The organism is Vibrio sp. A1-1, from assembly GCF_021728175.1.
GTDB classification, from domain to species: Bacteria; Pseudomonadota; Gammaproteobacteria; order Enterobacterales; family Vibrionaceae; genus Vibrio; species Vibrio diabolicus.
Genome location: NZ_JAKKCL010000008.1, coordinates 106868 through 129407 on the forward strand (window position 1 = coordinate 106868; position 22540 = coordinate 129407).

19 protein-coding genes are annotated in these 22540 nt (G+C 45.8%); 2 read left to right on the forward strand and 17 right to left on the reverse strand.

Features of this window, described 5'->3' with window-relative positions; translation table 11 throughout:
- Nucleotides 1-8: 8 nt before the first annotated feature.
- Nucleotides 9-1148: a glutamine-hydrolyzing carbamoyl-phosphate synthase small subunit gene (carA, locus tag L3V30_RS13225; RefSeq protein WP_046873990.1), complete on the reverse strand. Its 1140-nt coding sequence runs from the start codon at nucleotides 1146-1148 to the stop codon at nucleotides 9-11.
- A gap of 245 nt (nucleotides 1149-1393) precedes the next feature.
- Between carA and L3V30_RS13230 the strand changes: the two genes are divergently transcribed.
- On the forward strand, nucleotides 1394-1621 hold the full coding sequence (locus L3V30_RS13230) for a hypothetical protein (protein WP_167394135.1): 228 nt from the start codon (nucleotides 1394-1396) through the stop codon (nucleotides 1619-1621).
- An 8-nt stretch (nucleotides 1622-1629) separates the two neighbouring features.
- On the opposite strand, the gene dapB is transcribed toward L3V30_RS13230, so the two are convergent.
- From dapB to secA, 3 genes are all read right to left on the reverse strand, one after another.
- Nucleotides 1630-2439, reverse strand: coding sequence for a 4-hydroxy-tetrahydrodipicolinate reductase (gene dapB / locus L3V30_RS13235; protein ID WP_006742699.1), 810 nt, complete (start codon nucleotides 2437-2439; stop codon nucleotides 1630-1632).
- A gap of 110 nt (nucleotides 2440-2549) precedes the next feature.
- On the reverse strand, nucleotides 2550-2948 hold the full coding sequence (mutT, locus tag L3V30_RS13240; RefSeq protein ID WP_005396433.1) for an 8-oxo-dGTP diphosphatase MutT: 399 nt from the start codon (nucleotides 2946-2948) through the stop codon (nucleotides 2550-2552).
- A 166-nt stretch (nucleotides 2949-3114) separates the two neighbouring features.
- Nucleotides 3115-5844 (reverse strand): preprotein translocase subunit SecA, encoded by a 2730-nt coding sequence (gene secA / locus L3V30_RS13245; RefSeq protein WP_237309073.1) that lies wholly within the window; start codon nucleotides 5842-5844, stop codon nucleotides 3115-3117.
- A 408-nt stretch (nucleotides 5845-6252) separates the two neighbouring features.
- Between secA and L3V30_RS13250 the strand changes: the two genes are divergently transcribed.
- A complete protein-coding gene (locus L3V30_RS13250) occupies nucleotides 6253-6711 on the forward strand; it encodes a DciA family protein (RefSeq protein WP_012842148.1) in 459 nt (152 codons plus the stop codon).
- Between the two features lie 114 nt (nucleotides 6712-6825).
- Here the strand turns inward: L3V30_RS13250 and lpxC are convergent, their stop codons facing one another.
- The 13 genes from lpxC to ftsL all read right to left on the reverse strand — a co-directional run bounded on the left by lpxC (nucleotide 6826) and on the right by ftsL (nucleotide 22540).
- Nucleotides 6826-7743: a UDP-3-O-acyl-N-acetylglucosamine deacetylase gene (gene lpxC, locus L3V30_RS13255; protein ID WP_237309074.1), complete on the reverse strand. Its 918-nt coding sequence runs from the start codon at nucleotides 7741-7743 to the stop codon at nucleotides 6826-6828.
- Nucleotides 7744-7844: 101 nt separating this feature from the next.
- Complete coding sequence (gene ftsZ / locus L3V30_RS13260) at nucleotides 7845-9083, reverse strand: cell division protein FtsZ (protein WP_012842149.1); 1239 nt, start codon at nucleotides 9081-9083, stop codon at nucleotides 7845-7847.
- Nucleotides 9084-9113: 30 nt separating this feature from the next.
- Nucleotides 9114-10376 carry a cell division protein FtsA gene (gene ftsA, locus L3V30_RS13265; protein ID WP_012842150.1) on the reverse strand — a complete coding sequence of 421 codons (1263 nt, stop codon included), beginning with the start codon at nucleotides 10374-10376 and terminating at the stop codon, nucleotides 9114-9116.
- Complete coding sequence (locus L3V30_RS13270; protein WP_012842151.1) at nucleotides 10369-11151, reverse strand: cell division protein FtsQ/DivIB; 783 nt, start codon at nucleotides 11149-11151, stop codon at nucleotides 10369-10371. The genes ftsA and L3V30_RS13270 overlap by 8 nt, the downstream gene beginning before the upstream one ends.
- Nucleotides 11152-11343: 192 nt before the next feature.
- A complete protein-coding gene (gene murC, locus L3V30_RS13275) occupies nucleotides 11344-12801 on the reverse strand; it encodes a UDP-N-acetylmuramate--L-alanine ligase (RefSeq protein WP_005396442.1) in 1458 nt (485 codons plus the stop codon).
- Between the two features lie 22 nt (nucleotides 12802-12823).
- The gene (gene murG, locus L3V30_RS13280; RefSeq protein WP_104974500.1) at nucleotides 12824-13891 is read right to left on the reverse strand and encodes an undecaprenyldiphospho-muramoylpentapeptide beta-N-acetylglucosaminyltransferase; all 1068 of its coding nucleotides are present in this window, start codon (nucleotides 13889-13891) and stop codon (nucleotides 12824-12826) included.
- Nucleotides 13878-15074 carry a cell division protein FtsW gene (gene ftsW, locus L3V30_RS13285; RefSeq protein WP_005396444.1) on the reverse strand — a complete coding sequence of 399 codons (1197 nt, stop codon included), beginning with the start codon at nucleotides 15072-15074 and terminating at the stop codon, nucleotides 13878-13880. The genes murG and ftsW overlap by 14 nt, the downstream gene beginning before the upstream one ends.
- Before the next feature lie 18 nt (nucleotides 15075-15092).
- Entirely contained in the window at nucleotides 15093-16406 is a 1314-nt protein-coding gene (murD, locus tag L3V30_RS13290; protein ID WP_237309075.1) for a UDP-N-acetylmuramoyl-L-alanine--D-glutamate ligase, read from the reverse strand.
- A gap of 39 nt (nucleotides 16407-16445) precedes the next feature.
- Nucleotides 16446-17528: a phospho-N-acetylmuramoyl-pentapeptide-transferase gene (gene mraY / locus L3V30_RS13295; RefSeq protein WP_005372931.1), complete on the reverse strand. Its 1083-nt coding sequence runs from the start codon at nucleotides 17526-17528 to the stop codon at nucleotides 16446-16448.
- The gene (gene murF / locus L3V30_RS13300) at nucleotides 17528-18892 is read right to left on the reverse strand and encodes a UDP-N-acetylmuramoyl-tripeptide--D-alanyl-D-alanine ligase (protein WP_237309076.1); all 1365 of its coding nucleotides are present in this window, start codon (nucleotides 18890-18892) and stop codon (nucleotides 17528-17530) included. The genes mraY and murF overlap by 1 nt, the downstream gene beginning before the upstream one ends.
- On the reverse strand, nucleotides 18889-20370 hold the full coding sequence (murE, locus tag L3V30_RS13305; RefSeq protein ID WP_237309077.1) for a UDP-N-acetylmuramoyl-L-alanyl-D-glutamate--2,6-diaminopimelate ligase: 1482 nt from the start codon (nucleotides 20368-20370) through the stop codon (nucleotides 18889-18891). The genes murF and murE overlap by 4 nt, the downstream gene beginning before the upstream one ends.
- Nucleotides 20371-20432: 62 nt before the next feature.
- Nucleotides 20433-22226, reverse strand: coding sequence for a penicillin-binding transpeptidase domain-containing protein (locus L3V30_RS13310; RefSeq protein ID WP_006743237.1), 1794 nt, complete (start codon nucleotides 22224-22226; stop codon nucleotides 20433-20435).
- Nucleotides 22223-22540: a cell division protein FtsL gene (gene ftsL / locus L3V30_RS13315; RefSeq protein WP_012842154.1), complete on the reverse strand. Its 318-nt coding sequence runs from the start codon at nucleotides 22538-22540 to the stop codon at nucleotides 22223-22225. The genes L3V30_RS13310 and ftsL overlap by 4 nt, the downstream gene beginning before the upstream one ends.

Genomic DNA, 22540 nt, shown 5'->3' on the forward strand with positions numbered 1-22540 from the left:
ACTCCGAATTAAGCGCTGTGTTTTTTGATTAGTTCGATAAAGTGGTCAAATAGCGGTGCCGCGTCATGTGGACCTGGGCTAGCTTCTGGGTGACCTTGGAAGCTAAATGCTGGCTTGTCTGTGCGGTGAATACCTTGCAAAGAGCCATCAAATAACGATACGTGAGTAGCACGTAAGTTTTCCGGTAACGTTGCTTCATCTGCCGCAAAGCCGTGGTTTTGCGAAGTGATCATAACAACGTTACGCTCTAAATCTTTTACTGGGTGGTTTGCACCATGGTGACCAAACTTCATTTTCACGGTTTGTGCACCTGACGCTAACGCAAGGATTTGGTGACCTAAACAGATACCGAAGATAGGTAAGCCTTTTTCTAGGAACACTTTTGTCGCTTCAATCGCGTAAGTACATGGTTCTGGATCACCAGGGCCATTTGATAGGAAAACACCGTCCGGGTTCATCGCAAGCACTTCTTCCGCTGACGTTTCAGCAGGAACAACCGTTAAGCGGCAACCGCGGTCAACCAACATTCGTAGGATGTTGCGTTTTGCGCCGAAGTCGTAAGCAACGACGTGGTATGGCAGCTCGCTGTCATCTTTCGCCTCTGGAAGTCCACCTTCAAGCGTCCACGAACCTTGTTTCCATTGATACGCTTCTTTCGTTGTAACTTCTTTCGCAAGGTCCATTCCTTTTAAGCCTGGGAATTCTTTTGCTTTCGCTAGAGCCAAAGCTTCATCTAGGTTATTACCCGCAACAATACAACCGTTTTGAGCACCTTTTTCACGCAAGATACGAGTGAGCTTTCGCGTATCAATATCAGCGATGCCAACGATATTTTGAGACTTAAGGTAATCAGAGAGGGATTGTTCATTACGGAAGTTAGAAGCGATAAGAGGAAGATCGCGAATCACAAGGCCTTGTGCATGAATGGAAGAGGACTCTTCATCTTCGGAAGTGGTTCCGGTATTGCCAATGTGAGGATAAGTAAGGGTGACGATTTGCTGAGAATAGGAAGGATCAGTGAGGATTTCTTGATACCCCGTCATCGAGGTATTAAAAACGACTTCACCAACGGAAATACCATCTGCCCCGATGGACACTCCGTGGAACACTGTCCCATCTTCTAGGACTAACAGTGCTAATTTACCCAAGACAACCTCCAGAATAAAAATGCAAAAAAAATAAATCAAACTGCAAACATGCCTTCCTTTACCTATAAAATCTACATAAATAGGTATTTCAGACAAATTGGCGGTATTCTAAAGTTGGACTGGAAACCTGTCAACCTACAATCAAAAATAAATTATCAATTTCTAGCGAGTAAGGTCATTTCGAATCAGTAAGGCTCAAAAAGACAACTTTTGAATGCTATTACATAGGGAGGGATAGAGGTTTAATGAATTTTACAAATTTGAACTTTTTAGGGATCACAAAAAATTATGAGTTTTTAACGCAAACGTTCACTAAGACAAAAACAGGAACACTTTTAACGGTTACACCCAAAAACAAAACCAAAACAGATAAAAACACAACAAAAGTAAGTGCTAAAATCTTCTCTATCAGAATCATTTTATTTACAAATAATTCTATAGATATAAAAAAGCCGGCTAGCGCCGGCGAATAATTATGTATTTAGAGTTCATTCAATCCCAAAACATCTGTCATGGTATAAAAGCCCGCAGGTTTAGCACTCAACCAAACGGCAGCCTTTACGGCCCCATTAGCAAACGTCATGCGATCAGTCGCTTTGTGCGTTATTTCCACTCGTTCCCCGATATCAGCAAACATAGCTGTATGCTCACCGACGATATCGCCAGCGCGAATCGTAGCAAAGCCGATCTCATCTTTTGTTCTTTCACCAGTAATGCCTTCTCGGGCATAGACAGCTACATCATTCAGCTTATTACCCATCGCACCAGCAATAGCTTCTCCCATTCCGATAGCGGTACCAGAGGGGGCATCAACTTTATGGCGATGGTGTGCTTCAACAATCTCGATATCACAGTAATCCCCCATCACTTTGGCCGCTTTCTCAAGAAGCTTAAAGACAAGGTTTACGCCTACAGAATAATTTGGCGCCATCACAACAGGCACTTGCTTGGCTGCTTCATCGATAAGATCACGCTCTGCATCGCTGAAGCCAGTCGTCCCAATCACAATGCTCTTACCGTATTTCTTACACAACTCGAGATTCGCTAATGTGCTTACTGGAGCGGTGAAATCGATGATTACATCAAAATTATCGACGTCTTTAGCAAGATCATCCGTTAAGAGCACATCGAATTTACCTTCACCACAAAGCTCACCGATATCGACGCCGACAAGTGAAGACTCAGGTCGTTCTGATCCCGCGCTCACTGTCGCTTCAGGATTAAGGTGTGAAGCTTTGACCAAATTGCGGCCCATTCGGCCAGCTGCTCCTGCGATTGCAATACGAACCATTGCGCTTTCTCTCCTTCTCTGGATAACGAGGTTTGCTCTCGTTCTCTCGTTTCGCTTAATCTGTTTAAACTAACAACATACCGTGGTTACCACAAGCAAGTTCATCGAGCTTAAGCAAACTCTTTTACAACACGCTCCAAGATAGGTACGTTCGCTTCAGGAAAGGTGTAGTCGCCCAATTCGCTGATTTCAACCCAGCATCCTTCTTGACCTTCTCGACCGTAAGGCTCATTACTGAATTGAGATACTGTAATAAAATCAAACTTGAGTGATTTGTCTGGATAGTCGTATTCCAAATGTTCAAAAGGGGCTTGCTCAATAACTTCAATTCCTACTTCTTCTTCGAGTTCTCTTGTAATAGCAAGCTCAATGCTTTCTCCCGGCTCGACTTTGCCACCCGGAAACTCCCAAAACCCGCCTTTGTGCTTATCATCAGGACGCTTTGTAATAAAGATCTTTGATTTGTCTTGGTTAAAAATAATTGCCGCGACTATGTGAATTCTTTTCATGGGGATTCCTAACTCTCAAGACCGTTGTACTTTACTATTGTGACAACGAGCTTCTACATCTCAAAAACTTTCTGACCTATCAAACTTATGGAATTTGATAGCCAAAGAATTTATTTAAAAAAAGAGTCGCCTAAGCGACTCTTTGATAAATAATCCGACTAACAGATTAGTCGATTTTGCCGTGGCACTGTTTGTACTTCTTGCCACTGCCACAAGGGCAAGGTTCATTACGACCTACTTTACGTTCATCACGTACCATTGGTTGATTTGAACCTTCTTCAGATTCTTCGCCTTCAGAAAGCGGATTTTGTGCTGCAGCGTGTTGCGCTTGCGCACGACGAGCGGCTTCTTCAGCTTGCGCACGACGCTGTTCTTCCATACGTTCAACTTCTTCTTGTTGCTGAACGCGAACACGAGATAGAACAGTAATAACGTCTGTTTTCAGCGCTTCTAGTAGATCCTCAAACAGTTCAAACGACTCACGTTTGTATTCTTGTTTTGGGTTCTTCTGTGCGTAACCGCGTAAATGGATACCTTGACGCAAGTGATCCATCGCAGCCAAATGCTCTTTCCAAAGCGTATCCAGAGTCTGAAGCATGACCGATTTTTCGAAGTTGCGAAGCACTTGTGCACCCACCACTTCCTCTTTCTCTTTGTACACTTCAACGGCTAGGTTGATGATCTTTTCACGTAATGCTTCTTCGTAAAGCTTGTCGTCTTCTTCAAGCCATTGCTTCACTGGCGCATCAAGATCGAAGTCCGCTTTCAAGCGCTCTTGTAGACCTTCAACATCCCACATATCTTCTAGTGACTGTGGTGGAATGTACTCATCAATAACCGCTGTTAGCACATCTTCACGGTTTTGCTCGATCATGCCGCTGATGTCTTCAACGTTCATTAACTCGTCACGCAGTTCGTAGACAACCTTACGTTGATCGTTCGCTACATCATCGTATTCAAGCAGCTGCTTACGGATATCAAAGTTCCGACCTTCCACTTTGCGCTGTGCTTTTTCAATTGAGCGAGAAAGCATTTTCGATTCAATAGCTTCACCTTCTTCCATACCACTTTGAATAAGGCTCGCCATACGATCAGAAGTGAAAATACGTAGCAAAGAGTCTTCCATAGATAGGTAGAAGCGCGATGAACCCGCATCACCTTGACGACCAGAACGACCACGTAGCTGGTTATCAATACGGCGAGATTCGTGTCGCTCAGTACCAATGATATGTAGACCACCAGCTTCTAGCACTTGGTCATGCACCACTTTCCACTCTGCTTTAATCGCATCGATTTGCTCTTGAGTTGGGTTCTCTAAAGCTTCAACTTTTGATTGCCAGCTACCGCCAAGCACAATGTCCGTACCACGACCGGCCATGTTGGTCGCGATAGTTACCGCACCAGGCATACCCGCTTCAGCAACAATTTCCGCTTCTTTCTCATGGAATTTCGCGTTCAATACGTTGTGTTTGATCTTAGCCTTCTTCAATGCGTTAGAAAGAAGTTCTGACTTTTCAATCGACACAGTACCAACAAGCGTTGGCTGCCCTTTGGCAACACGCTCTTTAATATCTTCAATGATTGCCGCAAACTTCTCTGCTTCAGTACGGTAAACCACATCTGGCATATCGTTACGAATCATCGGCTTGTTGGTTGGGATAACCACCGTTTCCAAACCATAGATAGACTGGAATTCGAACGCTTCAGTATCCGCTGTACCTGTCATACCTGACAGTTTTTCGTATAAACGGAAGTAGTTCTGGAAGGTAATAGAAGCCAAAGTTTGGTTTTCGTTTTGGATCTTAACGCCTTCTTTCGCTTCTACTGCTTGGTGAAGACCTTCAGACCAACGACGACCTGGCATTGTACGACCAGTGTGTTCATCAACGATGACCACTTCGCCTTCATCAGTAACGATGTAATCAACGTTACGCTCGAATAACACATGAGCACGCAAAGCAGCATTCACGTGATGCAACATGCTGATGTTAGCCGGAGAGTAAAGTGTATCCCCTTCCTCCATCAGACCGTTTTTCACCAACAGTTCTTCAACGTATTCTTGACCTGTTTCTGTTAGGTATACTTGCTTTGATTTTTCATCAACAGTGTAGTGACCATCACCACGGTATTCTTCAGAGTCTTCTTTATCTTGCTTTTTCAGATGCGGGATCAAAAGGTTGATTCGAGTGTATAGCTCAGAGCTATCTTCAGCAGGACCAGAAATGATCAAAGGAGTACGAGCTTCATCAATTAGGATTGAGTCCACCTCATCGACAACAGCAAAGAAGCGATCACGCTGTACACGGTCTTCGCTACGGAAAGCCATATTGTCACGAAGGTAGTCAAAACCAAATTCATTGTTGGTTCCGTATAGAATGTCAGCTTGGTACGCTTCTTTTTTCTCTTGAGGAGGCATGTTTGGCACGTTTACGCCAACGGTCATACCTAAAAATTCAAATAGAGGGCGGTTCGTCTCAGCATCACGTTTAGCTAGATAATCGTTCACTGTTACGATGTGAACGCCTTTACCAGCAAGAGCATTTAAGTAAGCTGGAAGCGTTGCAGTCAGCGTTTTACCTTCACCTGTACGCATCTCCGCAATTTGACCCGCATTTAGAACCATACCACCGATAAGCTGAACGTCGAAGTGACGCATGCCGTAGACACGCTTAGATGCTTCACGAACCGTAGCAAAAGCTTCAGGAAGTAGTTTATCAAGAGTTTCACCTTTCTCTAGGCGCTCACGGAACTCAACCGTCTTTGCTTTTAACTCTTCATCACTTAGAGCTTCGAATGTTGGCTCGTAGTTATTAATTTCTTTTACAATTTTTCTAAGGCGGCGCAGTGTTCGGTCGTTGCGACTGCCAATCACTTTTGTCAGTAGCTTAGTTATCATTTTTCGTGAATCTCTCTTTAATCAGACCGTTCCCGATCTACTCATAATGCCTTCAGTCTCTGCCAGTTTGGAACTAAGAATACTGAGATAAATCATTTATCAAAGATATTGAGTTCAAACATCCATATTTCAAGGCTAAGTTTCGAAACAATGTGGCTTAGTGTAAGGATTTTTCATCGATACAACCATAAATAGACGTATTTGTTTGAAGCACTCTGAAGTTTTTACTTAAAGTGGTGACTGATTAGACGATATTGCATACCACAATATGTGTAATTTATTCAGAGCAGACTTTGCTTTTTACCTTGCTACATTGTAAAACTGAAGCGAAAGACGTTAATGTAAACTATACCTTGATAGAAAGCTGCTCTAGAATAGCTGATATCTCAACAAAATTAGATTTTACCTATGCGTGATCACCGTCCAACCTCGACTGAAGATGTTATTGCTGAATCACAGTTCAAGCAGATTCAAGAACATGCTGGAGAAATCTTACAGCTTAACCAAGCTTTGCAAGAGATCTTACCCACAGGGACGGCCGATCATTGCCGGGTGGCGAATGTTCGTAACGGCCACCTATTGATCGATGTTTCTAGTGCCGCGATCAAAATGAAGATCGATTACGATCGCCTCATGATCCTAAATAAACTTCGTACTCAAGGCTTTGCCAAACTGATGAGCGTTGAAGTGAGGATCAATCCATCATTATACAGAAATCGTTTCGAACAAGACGACAGACCTAAACGTCCACCATTAACAGAATCTGCAGCAAAGTCATTGATGACGATTGCCGACATGGCACCGCCTAAAATTCAAGAGCGTTTAAAGCGATTGGCCGATATGGCAGAAAAGAAAGACCGTAAGTAACCGTTATTTCAATATGCTGAAAAGCTCGAATGCTATTAATAAGCCCAAGATTAAAGCCAAATAGCAAAAAACCAGGCATAAGCCTGGTTTTTTATTAATTTTAATGCCGAGTATTTACGCAAGCACCATATTTGGTTCAGCGAATGCTACTGGTGAGCCGACTTCTTCTTCGAATGTAGTCCACTCCCAGGCTTCTTGATCAGCAAGAACAGCTCGCAGAAGTTGGTTGTTCAAACCGTGCCCTGATTTAAAGGCGCTAAATTCACCGATGATTGGGTGACCACACATGTAAAGGTCACCAATCGCATCCAACACTTTGTGAGTCACAAACTCATTTTCAAAGCGTAGACCTTCTTCGTTAAGAATACGGTAATCATCCAATACGATAGCATTGTCGAAACTACCACCCAAAACTAGGTTTTGAGACTGTAGATATTCGATATCACGCATAAAGCCAAACGTACGTGCACGAGAAATTTCACGAACGAAGCCTTTTGAGGAGAAATCAAACAGCAAGCGCTGTTCGTCTGACTCAATAGCAGGGTGATTAAATTCAATTTCGAAGTCCATGCGGAAGCCGTTAAATGGTACAAACTCTGCCCATTTATCGCCATCTTCAAAACGAACTGGCTTTTTAATACGGATGAAACGTTTTGGCGCATTTTGCGTTTCTATACCTGCTTGTTGTAGCAAGTATACAAATGGGCTAGCACTACCATCCATAATTGGAATTTCAGGTGCGTCTACTTCGACAACAATGTTGTCGATGCCCATACCAGCAAGTGCCGCATTCAAGTGTTCTACAGTTGAAATACGCACACCTTCGTCGTTTACCAAAGCAGTACATAGCATGGTGTCACGAACAGAAGCTGGATCAGCTGGAAAATCTACAGGTGGGTTTACATCTGTACGACGGTAAATGATACCTGTATTTGCAGCAGCCGGGCGCAGAGTAAGCGTGACTTTACGACCAGAGTGGAGGCCCACACCAGTTGTTTTCACTATTTCTTTCAGAGTACGTTGTCTGATCATCTGCTTGCCTCTCAAAAATTTGCTACAAAACACGGCCGTCTGTAACGTCGACCGTGAATGCTACCATAATTTTGAACCATGTCAAATTTATGGATTAAAGATTAATCAGCCTGACGACGCAAAAATGCCGGGATATCTAAATAACCACTTTCCTTCTCTTGCTTCGGAGCCGCAGAGCTTTGGCTCGACGATGCTGGAGAAGAAGAAACTGTATTTGTCGGCTGAGGAGTTACCTGTGGCTTCTCTTGCACTTGATTATTTTGCAAGGTTTGTGCCGGTTTCTCTTCAGCTTGCGTTGCCGCCGCTTGCTGTTGTGGTTGAGCCTGCGGCGTCGGAGCCACTTTCGCTTTACCACCCGCAACTAGCGTAATATCTGGCTTTTTCTCATTGCCAATACCTGTCGCTACAACTGTTACGCGGATTTCATCAGTCATATCTGGATCTAGAGAAGTACCGATAACAACAGTTGCATTGTCAGAAGCAAATGCTTTCACTGTATTACCAACCGTCTCAAACTCGTCAAGACGCATATCCAGACCTGCAGTAATATTGACAAGAACACCACGAGCGCCCGCTAGATCGATGTCTTCCAAAAGTGGGCTAGAAATTGCCATTTCAGCCGCTTCTTCAGCACGATCTTCGCCTTTAGCAATACCGCTGCCCATCATCGCGTGACCCATTTCAGACATTACTGTCCTTACGTCCGCAAAGTCGACGTTGATCATGCCAGGGCGAGTAATTAGCTCTGCAATGCCTTGAACTGCGTTCTTAAGAACGTCGTTCGCACTTGCAAAAGCTTCTAGTAGCGTGACACCACGGCCAAGTACTTTAAGCAGCTTTTCGTTTGGAATCGTAATCAAAGAGTCAACGTGCTTAGACAGCTCATCGATACCTTGCTCAGCGAACGCCAAACGCTTTTTGCCTTCAAAGCTGAACGGTTTTGTCACGACCGCGACAGTTAGAATGCCAAGCTCTTTAGCTACTTCAGCAATAACAGGTGCTGCACCAGTACCAGTACCACCACCCATACCAGCTGCGATAAACACCATATCGGCGCCAGTTAGGGAATCTTTAATTCTATCTCTGTCTTCGAGAGCTGCGTCACGGCCAACCTGTGGATTAGCACCTGCACCCAGACCTTTGGTGATATCGCCACCGATCTGAATAACATTGCCAACGCTTGTCTTACGAAGTGCTTGCGCATCAGTGTTGACGCTGATGAATTCCACACCTTCGATGGATTCACGCACCATGTGTTCAACGGCGTTACCACCGCCGCCACCAACCCCAACGACCTTGATTACTGCATCGTCAGACATTTCCATCATCGGTTCAAACATGTGTTGTCTCCGTTTATCCTGCAACTCAGGTTAAAACTCTTTTTGTATCCAGTTACGCAATTTATCGAAAAAGCCAGTAACAGATGAGCGTTTAGGTTCATTATAATCGCTATCGTCGCTAGACTGCATGTCTCTTGCGTAATGAAGTAATCCAACTGCCGTAGAATGGTACGGCTCTTTTACATAGTCAGTTAATCCGCTGACTTCGAGCGGTTTGCCGACCCTTACTTGATTGCGGAATACGCGTTCCGCACATTCTATCACTCCGTCCATTTGCGCAGCACCGCCGGTGAGTACAACTCCCGCAGCTAGATGGTGCTTTATACCCTCTTCGCGCAATTTCGCTTGTACAGAGTCAATAGTTTGGTTAACCAGTCCCATAAGTTCAGAGTAGCGTGGCTCTATCACTTCTGACAACGTTTGACGTTGCAGACTACGTGATGGTCGCCCACCTACGCTTGGTACATTAACCGTGTCATCCTTACTGACCAGTTCACTCAAAGCACAGCCATATTTAACTTTTATTTCTTCAGCATCGCTCACTGGCGTACCAAAAGCAAAAGCAATATCGCTGGTTACAGCATTTCCTGCGTACGAAAATACTTCTGTGTGACGTAACGCACCGCCAGTCCAGATGGCCACATCCATCGTGCCGGCGCCAATATCCACCACACAAACTCCAAGCTCTCTTTCATCCTCGGTGATTACTGCATTACTTGCAGCAAGCCCAGAAAATACGAGTTGCTCTACTTTAAGGCCGCATCGTTCTACCGCCTTAATAATATTGCGTGCCATGTCATTATGGCATGAGATAAGGTGGACACTTACTTCCATTCTTACCCCAGATAAACCAAGCGGATTTTTGATTCCCTCTTGGTAATCAATGGTGAACTCTTGCGGAATCACATGAAGGATTCGCTGTTCATCACCGATTTTAATCGATTTTGCGGTATGGATAGCGCGATCCATGTCTTCTTGAGACACTTCTTCATCTGAAATCGTGCCCATACCTTTTTCAATTCGGCTTGCGATATGCTTACCAGACAACGAAATGAAGACTCGGCTGATCTGGCACTCGGCCATCAATTCAGCTTGATCAATTGCACGTTGTACTGATTTTACAACCGACTCCAAGTCATTCACGCCACCTTTATCCATGCCACGTGAAGGGCTACTACCTGCGCCAATAATATTAATTTGACCGTCTGGTAGAACCTCACCCACTAGAGCCGATACGGTTGCAGTGCCTATATCAAGACCAACAATAATGTTGTCATCAGCGGCCTTAGTCATCTGTACTCTCTTCTAACTCTTGTTCAGGAAACCAACCAACTGCGGCTCCTGTATCGTACCTAAGATCGATATAACTGATTCTTTGCGTGTCACTGCCAAGCTTGTTATAGAGCTTAAAAAATCGCTCTATACGCTCAAGAAGAGACTCTTTACCGAGCTCTAATCGAATACCGTTATCAAGGATGATTTGCCAAGCTCGTCGCTCGTTTAATACCAGAGACGATATCGCTAAACCCAATTGCTGAAACTTAGGACTCAAATCACGGTAAGTCTGTAAGACTTCTGGTCCGCTGTCTTTGGGTCCGTACAGTTTCACTTTTTCTTCTTGTAACAGAGCCACATCGCCATCAAAAACAAACCCGTTTTTATCTAACAGTTCGTTGCCATTCCAAATGGCTTCAGGTTGATGCTCTGTCAAAAAAACTTTTACTGTATCCGGCCACTGCTTTCGGATTGCGGCATGCGCCACCCACGGCAGAGCTTCGACACTTTGCTGTAATACATCAATATCCTGAGACATAAATGTACCGATGTGATCTATTCGACTAAATGCAGCCTGCACATCGTCAGCTTGGACATACTCCAGTTTTCCCTGAAGTACTATTTTGGAGAGAGGTAACCTTTGGTCATCCCACATCCAACTGATCGCCGAGTACAAAACAGAACTAATTAAGGTCACAACCACAACGAAAAATAACGCACCCAAGATTTTCTCTTGGCGACCACGGTTATTATCCGTGTTTGGTCGCTCGTCATTCAGTGCAATATTCAACAACGTCTTCGTTTCCTGACTTTTGTCGTGTACTTTTTACCCACATAATTACGCAGAGGTAAAAGTCTTGACTTTAACCTTGGGATTATACTGAGCTCTTGTAAACTATCAAACACTGATAGCAATAAATCACAATGATATTGACGCAAAATCGAGATCTGAGTCTTTATCTGTCCTTCGCGCCAACAATCTATGTTAACCAAGCATCTTGTTTATATTTAATTCAAGACCTGCCAGTTGTTTCGCCACTTTACCAACATCACCCGCACCTTGCGTTAAGATTAGGTCGCCGTCTTGTATAACGTTAGCTAAAACTGAAGGTAATTGCTCGATTTCTGGAACAAAAATCGGATCTACCTTACCTCGGCTGCGAATTGTGCGACACAATGAACGTCCATCAGCTCCTGCAATTGGCTTTTCACCTGCGGCATAAACATCCAACATGATTAATACATCAACTTGCTCTAGAACATTCGCAAAGTCATCGTATAGATCACGAGTACGGCTATAACGGTGTGGTTGGAAAATCATAACGAGACGTTTATCTTGCCAACCGCTTCGCGCAGCATTAATGGTCACATCAACTTCTGTTGGGTGGTGTCCGTAATCATCCACTAACATGGCATGACCATTACCGGTATCAAACTCGCCAAGGTGATCAAAACGTCGTCCCGTGCCTTGCGTTCCGGCCATTGCTTTTAGAATTGCATCGTCTTCAATGTCATCTTCGGTAGCCACTGCAATCGCAGCCGACGCATTAAGTGCATTGTGACGACCTGGAATGTTCAGAGTGATATCTAGGTTGGCACGCCCTTTACGTACTACCGTAAATTTGCCTTGCTGACCTTCTTGACGATAGTTTTCAATGCGTACGTCAGCATCTGCGGAGAAACCGTAAGTAATCACTTGACGACTAATACGTGGGATTAACTCTCGAACCACAGGATCATCAATACAAACAATAGCTTGGCCGTAGAACGGTAGATTGTGTAGAAAATCAATGAAGGTTTGCTTTAACGTTTCAAAGTCACCCCCATAAGTATCCATATGATCGGCTTCAATATTAGTGACGATACTTACCATTGGTTGCAGGTGCAGGAATGACGCGTCGCTCTCATCCGCCTCAGCAATTAGAATACGACTCGAGCCTAAACGAGCATTTGTACCTGCGCTTTTCACCAAGCCGCCGTTTACAAACGTTGGATCAAGACCGGCTTCAGAATAAATTTGTGTCACGAGTGCCGTCGTCGTCGTTTTACCGTGCGTGCCCGCAACGGCAATACCATGACGGAAGCGCATCAACTCAGCGAGCATCTCAGCACGACGTACAATAGGTATACGTAACTCCCGCGCAGCCATCACTTCTGGGTTTTCTTCGTTGATAGCGGTTGAAACCACAACCACACTGGCTTTTTCAACATTGCTAGCTTGGTGCCCGATAAATACCGTCGCACCTTTTGATACTAAACGCTCTGTCACAGGGTTTTCTGATAAGTCAGAACCCGTGATTTGATAGCCTTCATTCAACAGCACTTCTGCAATGCCGCTCATGCCCGCACCACCAATACCGATGAAGTGGATGGATTTCACGCGGCGCATCTCTGGCACCATGGCGCGAATCTGAGCTAAGTCTTGTGTATGTTGGATTGTCATCAATTCTATTCTCAATAATTCGTTAACGCTTTTCGGTCAAAGCGACAATGGCTTGTGCGACAACTCGGTCGGCATTCAATTTAGCAGCGCCACGCGCTTGCTCAGCCATCGTAAGTAAAGCTTGGCGATCCAATTGTTGGATCTGCTGAGTCAGAGACTCAACGGTTAAATCTGGTTGTTCAATCATTTTCGCTGCGCCGCATTCTACTAGATGATCGGCATTCAGTGCTTGTTGGCGATCTTTATGCATAAAAGGAATAAAGATCGCACCAACGCCAGCAGCAGAAACTTCAGAAACGGTTAACGCCCCTGAACGACAAACTAAAAGGTCAGCCCATGCATAAGCCTCTGCTACGTCGTCAATGAACTCTGTGACTTCTGCATTTACCACACCATTAGCTTGGTATGCTGCGTTCACTTCTTCGGCGGAACCTTTGCCCGCTTGATGACGAATACAGTAATCACCGCCCAACTTTGCCATCACTTCTGGCAGAGTTTGGTTAAGAATGCGTGCACCTTGGCTACCGCCCATCACCAGAATACGAATTGGGCCTTGGCGATCTTGCATTCGCTCTGCAGGCGCTTCTAATCTTGTTAGGTCTTCACGAACTGGGTTACCGACTACCTCAGCATTAGGGAACGCGCCAGGAAAGGCCTGAAAGACTTTCTTAGCAATTTTTGATAGCCATTGGTTTGTCAAACCCGCAACCGCGTTTTGTTCGTGCAGAACAACAGGAATACCGCTCAACCAAGCCGCAATACCACCGGGACCACTCACATAACCACCCATACCTAACACGGCATCGGGCTTCCAATGCTTCATGTGCGCCCGAGCTTGCATGATGGCATTAATAATTTGAAATGGAGCTGCAAGCAGACGCTTTACGCCTTGACCTCGTAACCCTTTCACTTTGATAAAATCGATTTCAATGCCATGTTTTGGCACCAAATCCGCTTCCATTCGATCCGCCGTGCCTAACCAACGGATCTCCCAGCCTTGCTCTTGCAGCTGTTTTGCTACAGCTAACCCTGGGAATACGTGACCGCCAGTACCACCAGCCATCACCATCAAACGTTTATTTTGTTTCATTAGTTTGTTGTTCTGATTGTTGTTGCTCGCGTTTCAAGCGGCATTCGTAATCGATACGCAGCAATATGGACACTGCGACGGACATAATAATCAGACTGGAACCACCATAACTGATTAGCGGGAGTGTTAAACCTTTGGTTGGTACGATACCGGCTGCAGCACCAACGTTAACCAAGGTCTGGAACGCAAACCAAATACCGATACCGAAAGCCAGATAACCGCCGAACATTTCGCCTTCTTCAAACGCACGCTTGCCTATGTAAACCGCTTTTAACACTAAGCTAAAAATCAACATTAAGACCAACACAACGCCAACAAAACCGAGCTCTTCAGCAAGTACGGCAAACACAAAGTCGGTATGCGCTTCCGGTAGATATTCCAGTTTTTGAATTGAATTACCGAGACCTTGACCGAACCATTCACCACGACCAAACGCCATCAAAGACTGAGTCAACTGATAGCCACTGCCAAATGGGTCTTCCCACGGGTCAAGGAAGGAGGTTACTCGTCGCATACGGTATGGTTCGACTAAAATCAAACCTACCACAGCGCCGATACCTGCCACCATCAACGCGAGAAACTGAGTCAGTTTTGCGCCTGCGATAAACAGCATGCCAAACAGTGTTACTAGCATCACGACGACCGTACCCAAGTCTGGCTGACCAAGCAGTAATACTGCGAAGAAAGCAAACACCATGATTGGCTTCATAAAGCCACCAAAGAAGGTTTGTCGTACTTCGTCTTGTTTTCGAACTAAGTAACCAGACATGAAGATAAACAGCGATAGCTTCGCGACCTCTGCTGGCTGAAGGTTAAACAGCCCAAGAGGTATCCAACGAGACGCACCATTGACCGACTTACCCGCCAAGAGCACGATGATCAGCAGTGCGAAAGAAGCCCAAAGTAAGTAATGGCTCTTCTTAAACCACTCTTGCAAAGGCACTTGCAAAATAACAGCGGAGGTTCCTAACGCCAGCACGAGAAACGTCGCATGACGAAACATAAAGTGGAACGGCTGTTCCGTTAATCGAGAGCTGATTGGAAATGATGCAGAGGTTACCATGACCAAACCAGTCAACATCAAACCCAGTGCAATCCACACTAACTGACGATCAAACATCGCCTCTGGGGCTGGATGCTTGAGCCAATTACCAATACTGCGTTTAACGTTACCTAAACCCACGAAGTGTGTAACCTTTAATTATGCATATTTCTGAGCAAGAGCAGCGAAAGCATCACCTCTTGCCATAAAGTTGTCGAATTGATCAAAGCTAGCACATGCAGGAGACAGCATCACCATATCACCTGGTTTTAACTGCGAAGATACTTGTTGAATCACATCTTCCATGGTGTCGAAACGTATTGCAGATTCATGCAGTGGCATAAAGTCATCGCCATCAGCGCCAAAGCAGCACAGTTGCAAGTTAAGCGTCGCGAAGATCGGTTTTAATGGCGAGAAGTCAGCACCTTTGCCAACACCACCAACGAGTAAGTAGAGCTTACCTGTCGACTCCAAACCAGATAGCGCAGCCATAGTGCTCGCAATATTAGTTGCTTTAGAGTCATTCACCCATTTTACGCCTTGATTATCCGCAACCACCTGGCATCGGTGTGTCAGTCCCGTGTAATTTTTAAGTGCATTCAATGCGTTGTGATAGTTTACGTCCGCAGCTTTTAATAGCGCTAAAGCAACCAGAGCATTAGATAAGTTGTGCTTACCAACCAACTTAAGCTCATCACTTGCGACGACTCGTTGACCGTGATCGAGTAGCCAAGTGCGATTGCCATCCAGCTCGAGACCAAAGTCCTGATTGTCGCTGCCAAATGTCACCAATGGCACCTCTGCATCTGGGAAGGTTTCTTGATCATCACGGTTCACTACCGCGAGATCAGCATGATCAAAAATACGCAACTTGGCTTGTCGATAGTCAGACATGCCTTGATAACGGTCCATATGATCTTCAGAAAGATTCAGAAACGCAGCGGCTTTGAGCTTTAAGCTTGACGTTGTTTCCAACTGGAAGCTTGAGAGTTCAAGCACATATAGGTCTGCGTCATGTTCTAGTAAATCCAAGGCAGGAACGCCGATATTGCCACCAACGCCAACATCAAAACCCGCGGCCTTGGCCATCACGCCTGTGAGATCGGTGACAGTGCTCTTACCGTTTGAGCCCGTAATCGCAATCACAGGCTTCTGCACCGCCCAGGCGAATAACTCAATATCACCAACTACTGTCGTGCCTTTTCCCAATACGGCTTGGATCTCTGGTGTCGCTAGCGCAATACCAGGGTTGGTCACGATAAGATCAGCGTCAGAAAGCCAGTCTGTATTCCAACCACCACTATGCAGTTGAACACCTTCCGGCAAGCGCTCTGCTCCCGGAGGGTTTACGCGAGTATCAATGACTTTGACCACAAGCTGTGGCTGATTTTTTCTTAGGTGTTTAACGACAGAGAGCCCGGTAATACCGAGCCCTACGACGACAACACTATGTATGTTTTGCCAACGTTCCATATTTGATCACACTGTAAATCTTGTTCTTGGAAAGTGCGATTAACGCACTTTCAATGTCGCAAGACCAATCAGAACAAGAACCATAGAAATAATCCAGAAGCGCACGATTACGCGAGGTTCTGGCCAACCTTTCAATTCGTAGTGGTGGTGAATAGGTGCCATACGGAAGATCCGCTGACCACGCAGTTTGTATGAACCCACCTGTAGAATTACCGACAGCGTTTCCATCACAAACACACCGCCCATGATCACCAACACCAACTCTTGACGAACGAGAACAGCAATGGTGCCTAATGCGCCGCCAAGCGCTAGTGAGCCGACATCACCCATGAACACTTGTGCTGGATACGTGTTAAACCACAAGAAACCAAGGCCTGCACCGACGATGGCTGTACATACGACAACTAACTCAGAAGCATGTGGTAGGTATGGAATATGAAGGTATTCAGAGAAGTTAACGTTACCCGTCGCCCACGCAATAACCGCGAAGCCTGCAGCAACAAGAACCGTTGGCATGATTGCCAAACCGTCTAGACCATCGGTCAGGTTAACCGCGTTACTCGTACCGACAATCACAAAGTAAGTCAGGATAATGTACATCAAACCAAGTTGCGGCATGATGTCTTTAAAGAATGGCACCACGAGCTGAGTGGCTGCAGTGTCTTTACCGTAAGCGTACAATGCAAAAGCCACGACAAACGCGATCAACGATTGCCAGAAGTACTTCCAACGCGCGATCAAACCATCGGTATTTTTGCGCACCACTTTACGATAATCATCAACAAATCCGACTGCACCGTAGCCAAGCAAGACCGTCAATACCGCCCATACATATGGGTTGGATAAGTCAGTCCAAAGCAAGATTGTGATTGAGATGGCCGCTAAGATCATGATACCGCCCATCGTTGGAGTACCACGCTTACTAAAGTGAGATTCAGGACCTTCGTTACGTACTACCTGACCAATTTGCAGCATTTGCAAACGCTTGATCATGATTGGTCCCATCCATAATGACAGACCCAGAGCGGTTAATACGCTTAGAATTGCTCGAAAAGACAAGTATTCAAACAATCGGAAAAAAGACAGGTATGGCTGTAGCAGCTCGGCAAGCCAAATAATCATTAATAATACTCCTTCAAAGCAGCAGCGACTTCAAACATACGTGCACCGTTCGCTCCTTTCACCAAAATCGTATGGTTTTCAGGAACGGCTTGGTCTAGATGCTGCTTGATGTATTCAATCATCTCTTGGTGCGTCTCAAAATGAATGCCTTGGCAAAGCTCACTGATCACCTTGGCGTCTGCACCATATGTGAGAACATGTTCAAATTTTTGTGGGGCAGCATGTTCCCCGACTTGACGATGAAGTGCAAGACTTTCCTCGCCCAATTCCGCCATATTACCTAAAATCAGCCAGCGCTGACCTGGGAAAGCAGCTAATAAGTCAACCGCCGCTTTCATGGCTGGCACGCTTGCGTTGTAGCTGTCATCAATCAATTTGATTTTTTCGCTCAGCGCTTCAACCTCGACGCGACCTTTCACTTTGTTTAAATGTTTAAGGCCAGCGCGAACCTCTTCTAATGTGGCGCCCATTTGTAACGCAATAATAGAAGCTGCGATTGCATTCGCCACGTTGTGTTGACCTATAATACCCAGAGACAGTTCAATTTCTTGTGAGCTTGCTGCGATATGTAGGTTAAAGCTGGCCTCTCCCGCGGCATTCATCACGATATTTGATGCATAGTAATCAGCCGTAGAATTACTTTGTGAGAAGGTGATAACTTCCTTATCCGCCAGCACGCTTTCCCACTTTGTTTCGCCATTGCTGTCTAAATTGACAATCGCAATACTACCTTCAGCAAGACCTTGGTAAATTTCACCTTTGGCTTGTTTCACGCCATCAATAGAACCAAAGCCTTCAAGGTGCGCGGCGGCTACATTATTCACTAACGCGATATCTGGTTTTACTAACTGCGTTGTGTAAGCAATTTCACCGATATGATTAGCACCAAGCTCAATCACGGCATAATCGTCATCCTGCTGTGAGCGCAATAACGTCAACGGAACACCAATATCATTATTGAAGTTACCTGCAGTAAACAGCACTTTGCCTTTCAATTGCAGAATGCTCGCGACCATTTCTTTGACGGTCGTTTTACCACAACTGCCTGTGATGGCAACGGTAGGTGTTTGGCAAGTTTGATGCACCCAAGAGGCTAACTCACCCAGTGCCATTTTGGTGTCCGACACCACGACTTGTGGCACATTCACATCTAGACGTTTTTGTACGAGTAAAGCACCAGCGCCTGCATCCACCGCTTGTTGGCAAAAATTGTGCGCATCAAAGCGCTCACCCACCAGCGCAACAAATAAAGCACCGTTGTCAATCGCTCGTGTGTCAGTAGAAACCGCGTCGATAAGTAGATCATCGCCGAATAGCTCACCGCGAGTGATGTTGGCAATTTGAGATAACGTTACTTTGATCATAAGGACAATCCTAAAAGCTGCATAGCAGACTCACGGTCGGAATAATGAATCGTTTCGCCATTCCGAATTTGATAATCTTCATGGCCCTTCCCCGCTAACAAGATGATGTCGTTTGGCGAAGCATTCTCAATGGCATAAGACAGTGCTTTGAAACGGTCATGCTGCACAATCGCTTCGGCAGGTTTTGACAGCCCGGATAGCATGTCTTTTACAATCTGAACCGGATCTTCACTGCGTGGGTTATCGTCCGTCAACACCACTCTGTCACCTAGACGCTCTGCAATTTCTGCCATCATTGGACGCTTACCTGCATCGCGATCGCCTCCGCAACCAAAAATAGCCCAAAGCTGCCCCTCACAGTGAACTCGTAAAGCTTGCAGTGCTTTTTCTAGTGCATCAGGAGTATGGGCATAATCGACCACGACTTTGGCATGGTCCTCTGTTTGGAATAACTCCATTCGGCCGAGTACAGGTTGTAACTGACCTGCGGTTTCGAGTAACGCTTGTTTATCCTTACCCAAGCTTAATAAGGTCGCAAAAGCGAGCATTATGTTGGTTGCGTTAAACTCACCAATCAGTGGCGCGTGCAATTGACCTGAGCCAAATTTACCATCAAATTGGATAGTAATCCCCGACTCCGCGTAACGGACATCTGTCGCCCAAATTGCGCTTTCAAATTCAGTGTTCGGTTTGAGTGACACCGCAATCGCATTGCTTAACTGCGACGCCCATGCATGACCGACTTCATCATCGATATTGATAATGGCACGTTCACATTGATGTTGTGTAAACAACCCCAGCTTTGCATTGGCGTACTCTTCCATCGTGCCATGATAATCTAGGTGATCACGACTTAGATTAGTAAATACACCCGCCGCAAACGACAACGCCTTGACACGGCCTTGCGTTAAGCCATGAGAAGAGACTTCTAGCGCGGTGTATGTGGCTTGTTGATTTGCGAGAGAGGAGAGCGTTTTCTGAATTTCTACAGCATTCCCTGTTGTATTCGCGGCTTGCTGTAAATTGTCGAGAAAACCATTTCCCGTCGTGCCCATCACTGCCGCTTTGTGGCCAAGTAGCTCTAGCCATTGTGCAATTAGCTGGGTAATGGTGGTTTTGCCGTTGGTACCGGTGACACCAATCAAATCCATATCTGGGTAAGCATAGAGCTTTCCAGCGATTGCAGATAAACATTGATCCAACGTATCGAGGTAAATAACGGGAACGTCATCGATGATTTCCACCGTGCTGTGTGCTTTTACATCACAGGCTTGCGCTAGAACCGCATTGGCCCCTTGCTCAATGGCAGAAGCAATGAAGTTACGCCCATCCACAACATGGCCAATCACCGCGACAAACGTGGTTCCAGGTTGAACTCTTCGGCTGTCGAGCTCCAATTCAGAAACAAGAACGGACGATAAGCTGGGGCAATCCACCCAAGGGGAAAGCAGCACGTCCATACTGATGGCTTTAGTCATATTTGTTCTCCGAGCTTTGGCTCAGGTTTTCTTAATTTTGTTTGCTCAGTAAGCCACTCAGCTTACTGCTGGAATTTGTTTTCGTCTGGTGCAACATTGAGTATTTGTAGCGCGCCTTTCATGATTTCAGAGAAGACAGGAGACGCTACCGAACCACCATAGTAATCATCACCTTGAGGCTCGTTTACGATCACAACCAATGCAATTCGCGGATCGCTAACCGGAGCAAGCCCTGCCGTATAAGTGATGTACTCATCGCTGTATCCACCTGCAGACGCTTTACGTGAGGTACCCGTTTTGGCTCCCACTCGATAACCAGGAACTGCCGCTCGACGAGCTGAGCCTCCTTTTTGGGTTACGGTTTCCAGCATGTCCAAGACCTGGCGTGCGTACTTTGCACTCACTACTTGGCGCGACATGTCATGATCATTGCTTTCGATAATATGGATTGGCTCGTATTTGCCGAGATTTCCAAGCGTCGCATAGGCATGCGCTAACTGGATTGGCGTTATCGATAGACCATAACCAAACGCAATCGTGGCACGTTCAATAGGAGACCATCGTGTTCGTGTCGGGAAGATACCAGTCACTTCCCCAACGAGGTTCAGACCAGAAAGCTCACCAAAGCCCACAGAGCTGTACAGACCGAGCAGCGCCTCTACTGGCATTTGCATTGCCAGCTTCGTCACACCGATGTTACTCGATTTTTTGAGGATCGTGGTCAAGCTCGCTTTACCCACGCGGGATACATCTCTTACTCGGCTACCACCTAAACGAAGTACACCATTACCGGTATCTACGATGGTATCTTTATCGGCTACCCCATTTTCTAAGGCGGCTAAAATAACGAAAGGCTTAATGGTGGAGCCTGGCTCCATCGAGTCCGTGATCACTCGGTTACGCATTTTATAGCTTTGCCAGTCGCTACGATTGTTAGGGTTGTAAGAAGGCGCATTCACCATGGCCAATACGGCGCCGGTTTTCACGTCCAACATAACAACGGAGCCTGACGTGGCGCGATGGTCCGCAACGGCTTGTTTAATCGCACGATAAGCAATCGCCTGTAGGCGCTGGTCGATTGTCAACTGGAGTGACTTACCTTCTTGCTTGTCTTGCCACGCAATGTTTTCTACGACGCGACCATAGCGGTCTTTACGAATGGTTTTCTTACCTGCGGCGCCAGTAAGCCACTCATCGTAGCTACGCTCAACACCTTCTAGACCATGCCCATCAATCCCCGTCACCCCAACTAAATGAGCACTAACCTCACCGGCAGGATAATAACGACGAGACTCTGACTTAAGACCCACACCAGGCAGCTTTAGCTCACGAATATAGTTCGCCATGGCCGGACTCACTTGGCGCTGCAAGTAAATAAAGCGGCGCTTTTCATTGTGCTTGATCTTGTCTATCAACCCTTGTCGGTCAACACCAAGAACATCTGCTAATGCATACCAACTCTTGGTCTGGCTTAAGGCATTTTCTTTAAATATCGTCGCGGGATCCGCCCAAACGGCCTCAACAGGCACACTGACAGCGAGCGGCTCACCATTTCGGTCCGAAATAATACCGCGTGCAGAAGGAATGGATTTCACACGAACCGAGCGTAGGTCACCTTGTTTAATCAGGTTATCCGGTTCAATGATTTGAATATAGGCTACGCGCGCCACCAAAAGTGCAAATGCACAAAAGACAAAAAACAGTAATAGATGGAAGCGCCAACGAATCAGAAAGGATTCTTCAACCGCCACTTTTACTGCTTTTTTCTCGGTTTTCGTATCCCCCGAAGCGTTTTTTTCTTTCGCGACAGGTTTACGCTTGTTGCTTGGTTTCGTGTTGGTTTTCTTTCTAATCATTTGAGCGTGACAACCACTTCTTTATCGCCATCAGGTCGTTTCATTTCAAGTTCTTTTTTGGCAAGGTCTTGAACACGACTGTGTTCCGCGAGGGCCGTTTCTTCCAACATCAGGTTGCGCCATTCGCTATCTAAACGCTCTCGTTCAACCAAAGTGTGATCTTTTTCGGTGATCGCTTGACGCGCATGGTGGGTAGCAAATACCACTCCCATTGCCGATGCCACGATCAATAGCAACAACAGTAATGGCCAGCGACCAACGGTGATAAGATCCGTTGCAATCAACTTAGCAAGGTTAGGAGTGGGTTTCGTCAT

Excerpts from the sequence above, each read along its gene's own strand:
- murE (WP_237309077.1), bottom strand. The coding sequence starts at position 20,370 with ATGACTAAAGCCATCAGTATGGACGTGCTGCTTTCCCCTTGGGTGGAT.
- L3V30_RS13310 (WP_006743237.1), bottom strand. The coding sequence starts at position 22,226 with ATGATTAGAAAGAAAACCAACACGAAACCAAGCAACAAGCGTAAACCT.
- L3V30_RS13230 (WP_167394135.1), top strand. The coding sequence starts at position 1,394 with ATGAATTTTACAAATTTGAACTTTTTAGGGATCACAAAAAATTATGAG.
- murC (WP_005396442.1), bottom strand. The coding sequence starts at position 12,801 with ATGACAATCCAACATACACAAGACTTAGCTCAGATTCGCGCCATGGTG.
- secA (WP_237309073.1), bottom strand. The coding sequence starts at position 5,844 with ATGATAACTAAGCTACTGACAAAAGTGATTGGCAGTCGCAACGACCGA.
- ftsZ (WP_012842149.1), bottom strand. The coding sequence starts at position 9,083 with ATGTTTGAACCGATGATGGAAATGTCTGACGATGCAGTAATCAAGGTC.
- ftsL (WP_012842154.1), bottom strand. The coding sequence starts at position 22,540 with ATGACGAAACCCACTCCTAACCTTGCTAAGTTGATTGCAACGGATCTT.
- L3V30_RS13250 (WP_012842148.1), top strand. The coding sequence starts at position 6,253 with ATGCGTGATCACCGTCCAACCTCGACTGAAGATGTTATTGCTGAATCA.
- mraY (WP_005372931.1), bottom strand. The coding sequence starts at position 17,528 with ATGATTATTTGGCTTGCCGAGCTGCTACAGCCATACCTGTCTTTTTTC.
- murD (WP_237309075.1), bottom strand. The coding sequence starts at position 16,406 with ATGGAACGTTGGCAAAACATACATAGTGTTGTCGTCGTAGGGCTCGGT.
- dapB (WP_006742699.1), bottom strand. The coding sequence starts at position 2,439 with ATGGTTCGTATTGCAATCGCAGGAGCAGCTGGCCGAATGGGCCGCAAT.
- lpxC (WP_237309074.1), bottom strand. The coding sequence starts at position 7,743 with ATGATCAGACAACGTACTCTGAAAGAAATAGTGAAAACAACTGGTGTG.
- murF (WP_237309076.1), bottom strand. The coding sequence starts at position 18,892 with ATGATCAAAGTAACGTTATCTCAAATTGCCAACATCACTCGCGGTGAG.
- murG (WP_104974500.1), bottom strand. The coding sequence starts at position 13,891 with ATGAAACAAAATAAACGTTTGATGGTGATGGCTGGTGGTACTGGCGGT.
- mutT (WP_005396433.1), bottom strand. The coding sequence starts at position 2,948 with ATGAAAAGAATTCACATAGTCGCGGCAATTATTTTTAACCAAGACAAA.
- ftsA (WP_012842150.1), bottom strand. The coding sequence starts at position 10,376 with ATGACTAAGGCCGCTGATGACAACATTATTGTTGGTCTTGATATAGGC.